The sequence below is a fragment of the Streptococcus parasanguinis genome (genome assembly GCF_019929185.1).
GTDB lineage: Bacteria > Bacillota > Bacilli > Lactobacillales > Streptococcaceae > Streptococcus > Streptococcus parasanguinis_O.
The window spans coordinates 1-7,905 of sequence record NZ_JAHZPC010000027.1; the positions used below are offsets into that span (position 1 = coordinate 1).

Consider the following 7,905-nt stretch of genomic DNA (forward strand, 5'->3'; position numbering starts at 1 on the left):
GCCCACTCAACCACTGCGTCTTGCTCGACAATCCAAAAATAATTGAGAGGCTAGGACTTTTGTCCCAGCCTCTTTTTGTGTTTGCAAAACTGTACCCGGACAGTTTAAATTTTTCACTCTTGTAACCCCTTCTATATCTTGCTAAAATAGAACCATGACACGATACAAAGCAACCATTTCATATGACGGGACCTTGTTTGCAGGGTTTCAACGCCAACCGCATGCCCGTAGTGTGCAGGAAGAAATCGAAAAGACCTTGACGCGCCTCAATCAAGGAACCCCTGTTACCGTTCATGGAGCGGGGCGAACGGATTCAGGTGTCCATGCTCTTGGGCAGGTGATTCATTTTGATCTCCCCCAAGCGCGGGACGAGGAGAAGCTCCGCTTTGCCCTCGATACCCAAACCCCAGAGGATATTGATTTCATCCGAGTGGAGCAAGTAGAAGATGACTTTCACTCACGCTACAAGAAGCACAGCAAGACCTATGAATTTATCGTGGATTATGGTCGTCCCAAGAACCCCATGATGCGCCACTATGCCACCCACTATCCTTATCCTTTGGATGTGGAAAAGATGCAAGCAGCCATCCAAAAGTTGGAGGGAACCCATGATTTCACCGGCTTTACAGCTTCGGGAACCAGCGTGGAAGATAAGGTTCGTACGATTACAGAGGCTCGCTTGGTCGAGGATGCAGAACATCATCGCCTTGTCTTTACCTTTTCGGGCAATGGCTTTCTCTACAAGCAAATCCGCAATATGGTGGGAACTTTGTTGAAGATTGGAAATGATCGGATGCCGATCGAGCAGATCGATCTAATTTTAGAAAAGAAGGACCGCAATCTAGCAGGTCCTACAGCAGCGCCAAATGGCTTATATTTAAAGGAGATCCGTTATGAGTAATGAATTGATTCTAGCTATTTCAGGAAATGATATTTTTAGTGGGGGAGGTCTTCACGCAGACCTTGCAACTTATACGACTAACAAACAGCATGGCTTTGTAGCGGTGACTTGTTTGACCGCTATGACGGAGCACGGTTTTGAAGTGATTCCGGTGGATCCGACGACCTTTGCTCAACAGCTCAACTCTCTCAAGGATGTTCCTTTTTCTGCTATTAAACTCGGTCTTTTGCCAAATGTTGAAGTGGCAGACTTAGCCTTGGACTATGTCAAAGCCCATGCGGAGATCCCTGTGGTACTAGATCCTGTCTTGGTCTGTAAGGAAAGCCATGATGTGGAAGTTTCAGCTCTTCGAGACGAATTGATCAAGTTCTTCCCTTATGTGACTATCATTACGCCAAACTTACCAGAAGCTGAGATCTTGACCCAAAGCAAGATTCAATCGCTCGATGATATGAAGGAAGCTGCTCGCAAGCTCCACGAATTAGGCGCAGCGAATGTCGTGGTCAAAGGAGGCAATCGTCTCAATAAAGAAAAGGCCATCGATGTCTTTTATGATGGGACAGACTTCACCGTCATTGAAGAGCCAGTCTTAGAAAAGAACAATACAGGAGCTGGTTGTACTTTTGCGTCTAGCATTTCCAGCCAGTTGGTAAAAGGGAAATCACCGCTTGAAGCTGTTAAAGCCTCTAAAGACTTTGTCTTCCAAGCGATTCAACATTCAGACCAGTATGGAGTAGTACAATATGACATCTAATCGAACTCAACTCATTGCTCGCCTTTCCATTTTGACAGCCTTGACAGTTGTACTTGGCTACTATACAAAACTTCCAACTCCCACAGGGATCGTCACCCTGCTAGATCTTGGAGTTTATTTCACAGCCTTCTATTTTGGACGCAAGGAAGGTGCTATTGTAGGTGGTGTCGGAGCCTTCTTATTGGATTTGATTTCAGGCTATCCTCAGTGGATGTTCTTTAGCCTCCTCTTTCACGGGGGACAAGGCTATTTCGCTGGCTTCAAGGGCAAAGCTCGTTACCTAGGCTTGCTCCTTGCGACAGTCGTGATGGTAGGCGGTTACGCACTAGCTTCTGCCCTCTTTTTAGGCAATGGTTGGGGTGCTGCTATCTCGGACATTCCGAATAACCTCGCTCAGAATTTTGTTGGAATGGCTTTAGGCTATGTGGTCTATTATGCATTTCAAAAGAAAGGAAGCTAATTCATGGATCTGGAGCAACTGAAGAAGGATACAAAAGAAATCTTGGTAGATGTTTTGGCAAAAAGCCGTCTCCGCCAAGGACAGATTCTAGTCCTCGGGATGTCTTCCAGTGAGGTTGCAGGAGGGCAAATTGGAAAGGCCTCCAACATCGACATTGCCGAAGCTATTGTCCAGACCTTGCTAGATGAGTTGAATCCAAGAGGGATTTATCTGGCGGTACAAGGATGTGAGCATCTCAATCGCGCCTTGGTGGTCGAGAGAGAATTGGCGGACAAGAAGGAGCTAGAAATCGTCAATGTCCTTCCGAGTCTCCATGCAGGAGGGGCTGGCCAACTCGCAGCTTTCAAGTATTTTAAGGATCCTGTTGAGGTGGAATTTATCACAGCTCAAGCCGGGTTAGACATCGGAGATACCTCAGTAGGGATGCATGTCAAACACGTGCAAGTTCCGATTCGCCCTATCTTGCGTGAACTAGGTGGAGCCCATGTCACAGCCCTGGCCAGTCGTCCAAAATTGATCGGTGGCGCCCGTGCTCTCTACCTCGATGATCCCATCCGAAAATCATAATCAGAACTAGCTTTTAAGGGCTAGTTTTTTTGGATGAAAAGAGAGGCAAAAACGTTTTAAAACTTGCAATTTCAAAGTTTTGTGGTAAAATTATAAGGAATGACTATATTATTTTAAGGAGAGACAGAATGTCTGTATCATTTGAAAACAAAGAAACTAACCACGGTGTATTGACTTTCACAATCAGCCAAGAGCAAATCAAACCTGCTTTGGACCGTGTGTTTGAGTCAGTTAAGAAAACTTTGAACGTACCTGGATTCCGTAAAGGTCATATTCCACGTCCAATCTTCAACCAACGTTTTGGAGAAGAAGCTCTTTACCAAGATGCTTTGAACGATCTTCTTCCAGCAGCATACGAAGCAGCTGTTAAAGAAGCTGGAATCGAAGTTGTAGCACAACCAACTTTCGATGTTGTATCTATGGAAAAAGGTCAAGACTGGACATTGACAGCAGCTGTTGTAACAAAACCTGAAGTAAAATTGGGTGCTTACAAAGACCTTGAAGTATCAGTAGAAGTTTCTAAAGAAGTAACAGACGCTGATGTGGATGCTCGTATCGAACGCGAACGTAACAACTTGGCTGAATTGGTTGTTAAAGAAGGTGCTGCAGCAGAAGGTGACACAGTTGTAATCGACTTCGTAGGTTCTATCGACGGTGTTGAATTCGACGGTGGTAAAGGTGACAACTTCTCGCTTGGACTTGGTTCAGGTCAATTCATCCCAGGTTTCGAAGACCAATTGGTTGGACACTCTGCTGGTGAAACAGTTGATGTGATCGTAACCTTCCCAGAAGACTACCAAGCAGCTGACCTTGCTGGTAAAGAAGCGAAATTCGTAACAACTATCCACGAAGTAAAAGCAAAAGAAGTACCAGCTCTTGACGATGAATTGGCAAAAGACATCGACGAAGAAGTTGAAACTCTTGACGAATTGAAAGAAAAATACCGCAAAGAATTGGCAGCAGCTAAAGAAGAAGCATACAATGATGCAGTAGAAGCAGCAGCAATCGATCTTGCAGTTGAAAATGCTGAAATCGTTGACCTTCCAGAAGAAATGATCCACGAAGAAGTACACCGTTCAATCAACGAGTTCCTTGGAAACATGCAACGTCAAGGTATCTCACCTGAAATGTACTTCCAAATCACTGGAACAACTCAAGAAGATCTTCACAAACAATACGAAGCAGAAGCTGAAAGCCGTACGAAGACAAACCTTGTGGTTGAAGCAGTAGCGAAAGCAGAAGGCTTCGAAGCAACTGAAGAAGAAATCAACGCTGAAATCGAACAATTGGCAGCAGATTACAACATGCCAGTTGAACAAGTTCGCAACCTTCTTTCACCAGAAATGTTGAAACATGACATCACAGTGAAGAAAGCAGTGAACGTGATCACAAGCACAGCAAAAGTAAAATAATTGAGAATAAAAAGAAGAGCCGTGAGGCTCTTCTTTTTTTGATTTCATGGAGAATCCTGGAATTTTCCTTTGACGAAAGGGGAAATTTATCGTACAATAGAGTGTAACGATAAAATGCGTGATAGATTTAGTGACGAGAAGTTTTCAATCTATCATTGAGGATAGGATGAGGTTCAAGACCGGATCCTTCTCCATTTAGGAAATGAAACATAAGGAGATTTACCCTTGGAATTAGAAGTATTTGCTGGACAAGAAAAAAGTGAACTTTCTATGATTGAAGTGGCGCGTGCGATTTTGGAATTACGCGGACGTGACCATGAAATGTACTTTAGCGATCTTGTAAATGAAATTCAAAATTACCTTGAAAAATCAAACAGCGAGATCCGTGAAGCCCTCCCATTGTTCTACACAGAATTGAATGTAGATGGAAGCTTTATCCCACTTGGAGATAACAAATGGGGTCTTCGTTCATGGTATGCCATCGATGAAGTTGACGAAGAAATCATCGCTCTTGAAGAAACAGATGAAGATGAAACTCCTAAGAAACGGAAGAAAAAACGTGTCAATGCCTTCATGGATGGAGACGAAGATGCGATCGACTACAACGACGACGATCCAGAAGATGAAGAAGTTTACGAAGCAGATCCAGCTCTTTCATATGATGAAGAAAATCCAGATGATGAAAAGAGTGAAGTCGAAGCTTACGATGCTGAAATCAATGAAATCGTACCAGATGATTTGGGTGAGGAAGTTGAATTAAGCGAAGAAGACGACGAAGAAGAGGATTCTGAAGACGAGGAAGAAGAATAAATCGTATGAAACAAGGAACTTGTTCCTTGTTTTTTTATTGAAGACGAAGTTTGCCCAGAAACTTTCCTTAGATGAGTACGGACGTCAGCGAACTTCTACGAAGTTCCATGACTTAGTTTTGAACCTAAGGTTTCAAAACTCCCGAGTGCCTGATACAAAAATGTTTCAGGCACTTTTCTCACGGCGGAAAGTTTCAGAATATCCTTTGATTTTTTAAAAGTAGAGGATGGTTTGCAAGTAATTTATTGACTTATATGTCAATAAAAATAGTTTATCTATCTTCTGAAAAAAACAACTTGTTCCTTGTTTCTTTTTGTTTGCATTGAAAAAAGTGATGAAATGTCGTATGATAAACGTGTAAGGTTTCCCAATAGGAGGTGTTCCAGATGGACTTTCGTTTAGATCAAAGTTTAGTAGCTCTTGGTATTGATACAGTTGTGGTCGGAATTGCTAGAAATGTGGATCCTCAAGCAGTTTTGCCCCCTTCTTTTCTTGAAAAGAAGAAAGAGCTTGAACAATGGGCGCTCCAGTGTCAGACAGAAGAAGTAGTGGCATCTCCTGTCATCAAAGGGTATACAGACCTCTTGCAAAAAGTAGGGCGTAGCATCAAGAAAAATCCCCCAACGGTCCTAGCTCTCATCCGAAACATCCAGCATCGAGGAGCTTTTCCTCAGATCAATAGCATCATCGATATCTATAATGTCGAATCTCTGAAGTCTTTTCTCGCGATCGGAGGACATGACCTAGATAAGATTGAGGGACCGATTGAATTTACAGTGAGTCAAAGAGAAGATCTCTTCCTCCCGATCCTTTCTAGCGAAAAACATGTCGCACCGACAGATCCTGTCTACCGGGATCAAAAAGGAGTTCTGGCTTGGTTGGATGTACGTGATAGTGACCATTACAAATTTGAGGAGACTACGCAAAACGCTCTCTTTGTCATCCAAGGAAATACCGAGACGTCGGTCGAGATGCGTTTAGAAGCGCTGGAACGAATCCACAAGGACCTTGCTCTTTGCATGTCTCAACTTCAATTTGAGAAATTTCTCGTCACACAAAATGGAGTGGAAAAGGTCGTGTAAACAGCGAAAATTATTTTCATGAAATTTTCAATTTGACAAAGTAGACCATTTGCGGTAAGATATTGTTCGGGCACCTCATTTTGAGGTCGGAGCTCCCTAAGGATTAGGGAGCTATTTTTGTTTTTTCTGCAAAGAGGAATGGCCTCTACAACATTAGAAGAAGAGGAAAGCACATGTCAACAAAATATATTTTTGTCACGGGTGGTGTCGTATCATCCATCGGGAAAGGGATTGTCGCAGCAAGTCTTGGTCGCTTGCTCAAAAATCGTGGATTGAAAGTGACTATCCAAAAATTTGACCCTTATATCAATATTGACCCAGGGACAATGAGTCCTTACCAACACGGGGAAGTATTTGTCACAGACGATGGCGCAGAGACAGACTTGGACCTTGGTCACTATGAACGCTTCATTGATATCAATCTGAATAAGTATTCAAATGTGACAACAGGGAAAATTTATAGCGAAGTCCTTCGCAAGGAACGTCGTGGAGAATACTTGGGTGCGACTGTACAGGTGATTCCTCATATTACAGATGCCTTGAAAGAAAAGATCAAACGAGCAGCGACGACGACGGATTCAGATGTCATCATCACAGAAGTCGGGGGAACAGTTGGAGACATTGAGTCCCTTCCTTTCCTTGAAGCTCTTCGTCAAATGAAGGCAGATGTCGGTGCTGAAAACGTTATGTACATCCACACCACTCTTCTACCTTACTTGAAGGCTGCGGGAGAAATGAAAACCAAGCCGACCCAACACTCTGTGAAAGAATTGCGTGGTCTTGGAATTCAACCAAATATGTTGGTCATCCGTACAGAAAAACCAGCTGGTCAAGGAATTAAGAACAAGTTGGCTCAATTCTGTGATGTCGCACCAGAAGCTGTCATCGAGTCACTTGATGTGGAACATTTATACCAAATCCCATTGAACTTGCAAGCACAAAATATGGACCAAATCGTTTGTGACCATTTGAAATTGGATGTTCCTGCAGCAGATATGACAGAATGGTCTGCAATGGTCGACAAGGTCATGAACCTCAAGAAGCAGGTCAAGATTTCCTTGGTTGGAAAATACGTAGAATTGCAAGATGCCTACATTTCTGTCGTTGAGGCCTTGAAGCACTCAGGGTATGCCAATGATGCAGAAGTCAAGATTAATTGGGTCAATGCCAATGATGTGACAGCTGAAAATGTGGCAGAACTCCTTGGAGATGCGGATGGGATCATTGTCCCAGGTGGTTTTGGTCAACGGGGAACAGAAGGAAAAATTCAAGCCATCAAGTATGCGCGTGAACAGGACGTCCCAATGTTGGGTGTCTGCCTGGGGATGCAGTTAACCTGTATCGAATTTGCCCGTCACGTTTTAGGCTTGGAAGGGGCCAATTCATCAGAATTGGATCCAGAAACCAAGTATCCAATTATCGATATCATGCGAGACCAAATCGATGTGGAAGACATGGGAGGAACGCTCCGTCTCGGTCTTTACCCATCTAAACTCAAACGAGGATCAAAAGCAGCCGCTGCCTATGACAATCAAGAAGTGGTACAACGTCGCCACCGTCACCGTTATGAGTTTAACAATGCTTTCCGTGAACAGTTCGAAGAAGCAGGATTTGTCTTCTCAGGCGTTTCACCAGACAACCGTTTGGTCGAAATCGTTGAAATCCCAGAAAACAAATTCTTTGTCGCTTGCCAATACCACCCAGAATTGTCAAGCCGTCCAAACCGCCCAGAAGGACTTTACACAGCCTTTATCACAGCGGCAGTTGAAAACCACGATAGCAAATAAAAATCAAGGGAGGCTGGGACAAAAGTCCTAGCCTTTCAATTATTTTTGGATTGTTGAGCAAGACGCAGTGGTTGAGTGGGCTCTACTACGCTGATTTCATCAGCTTTTACAGCCCTACTCAACTGTGCGGAG

General features: G+C 43.7%; 8 protein-coding genes. All 8 read left to right on the forward strand.

Annotated features, from left to right (window positions below; translation table 11 throughout):
• Positions 1-154: 154 nt before the first annotated feature.
• The 8 genes from truA to pyrG all read left to right on the forward strand — a co-directional run bounded on the left by truA (position 155) and on the right by pyrG (position 7,773).
• Positions 155-901 carry a tRNA pseudouridine(38-40) synthase TruA gene (gene truA, locus K1I56_RS09765; protein ID WP_003004657.1) on the forward strand — a complete coding sequence of 249 codons (747 nt, stop codon included), beginning with the start codon at positions 155-157 and terminating at the stop codon, positions 899-901.
• Positions 894-1,655 carry a bifunctional hydroxymethylpyrimidine kinase/phosphomethylpyrimidine kinase gene (locus tag K1I56_RS09770; RefSeq protein WP_223325862.1) on the forward strand — a complete coding sequence of 254 codons (762 nt, stop codon included), beginning with the start codon at positions 894-896 and terminating at the stop codon, positions 1,653-1,655. The genes truA and K1I56_RS09770 overlap by 8 nt, the downstream gene beginning before the upstream one ends.
• A complete protein-coding gene (locus K1I56_RS09775; protein WP_003010175.1) occupies positions 1,645-2,115 on the forward strand; it encodes an ECF transporter S component in 471 nt (156 codons plus the stop codon). Before K1I56_RS09770 ends, K1I56_RS09775 begins: the two co-directional genes overlap by 11 nt.
• Before the next feature lie 3 nt (positions 2,116-2,118).
• Positions 2,119-2,682 carry a TIGR01440 family protein gene (locus tag K1I56_RS09780; RefSeq protein ID WP_031576810.1) on the forward strand — a complete coding sequence of 188 codons (564 nt, stop codon included), beginning with the start codon at positions 2,119-2,121 and terminating at the stop codon, positions 2,680-2,682.
• A 128-nt stretch (positions 2,683-2,810) separates the two neighbouring features.
• Positions 2,811-4,094 carry a trigger factor gene (gene tig, locus K1I56_RS09785; protein ID WP_003004508.1) on the forward strand — a complete coding sequence of 428 codons (1,284 nt, stop codon included), beginning with the start codon at positions 2,811-2,813 and terminating at the stop codon, positions 4,092-4,094.
• 225 nt (positions 4,095-4,319) lie between these two features.
• On the forward strand, positions 4,320-4,904 hold the full coding sequence (gene rpoE / locus K1I56_RS09790; protein ID WP_003010182.1) for a DNA-directed RNA polymerase subunit delta: 585 nt from the start codon (positions 4,320-4,322) through the stop codon (positions 4,902-4,904).
• Positions 4,905-5,290: 386 nt separating this feature from the next.
• Positions 5,291-5,986 (forward strand): B3/B4 domain-containing protein, encoded by a 696-nt coding sequence (locus tag K1I56_RS09795; protein ID WP_070590505.1) that lies wholly within the window; start codon positions 5,291-5,293, stop codon positions 5,984-5,986.
• Between the two features lie 173 nt (positions 5,987-6,159).
• Positions 6,160-7,773 carry a CTP synthase gene (gene pyrG, locus K1I56_RS09800; RefSeq protein WP_003004055.1) on the forward strand — a complete coding sequence of 538 codons (1,614 nt, stop codon included), beginning with the start codon at positions 6,160-6,162 and terminating at the stop codon, positions 7,771-7,773.
• Positions 7,774-7,905 lie beyond the last annotated feature (132 nt).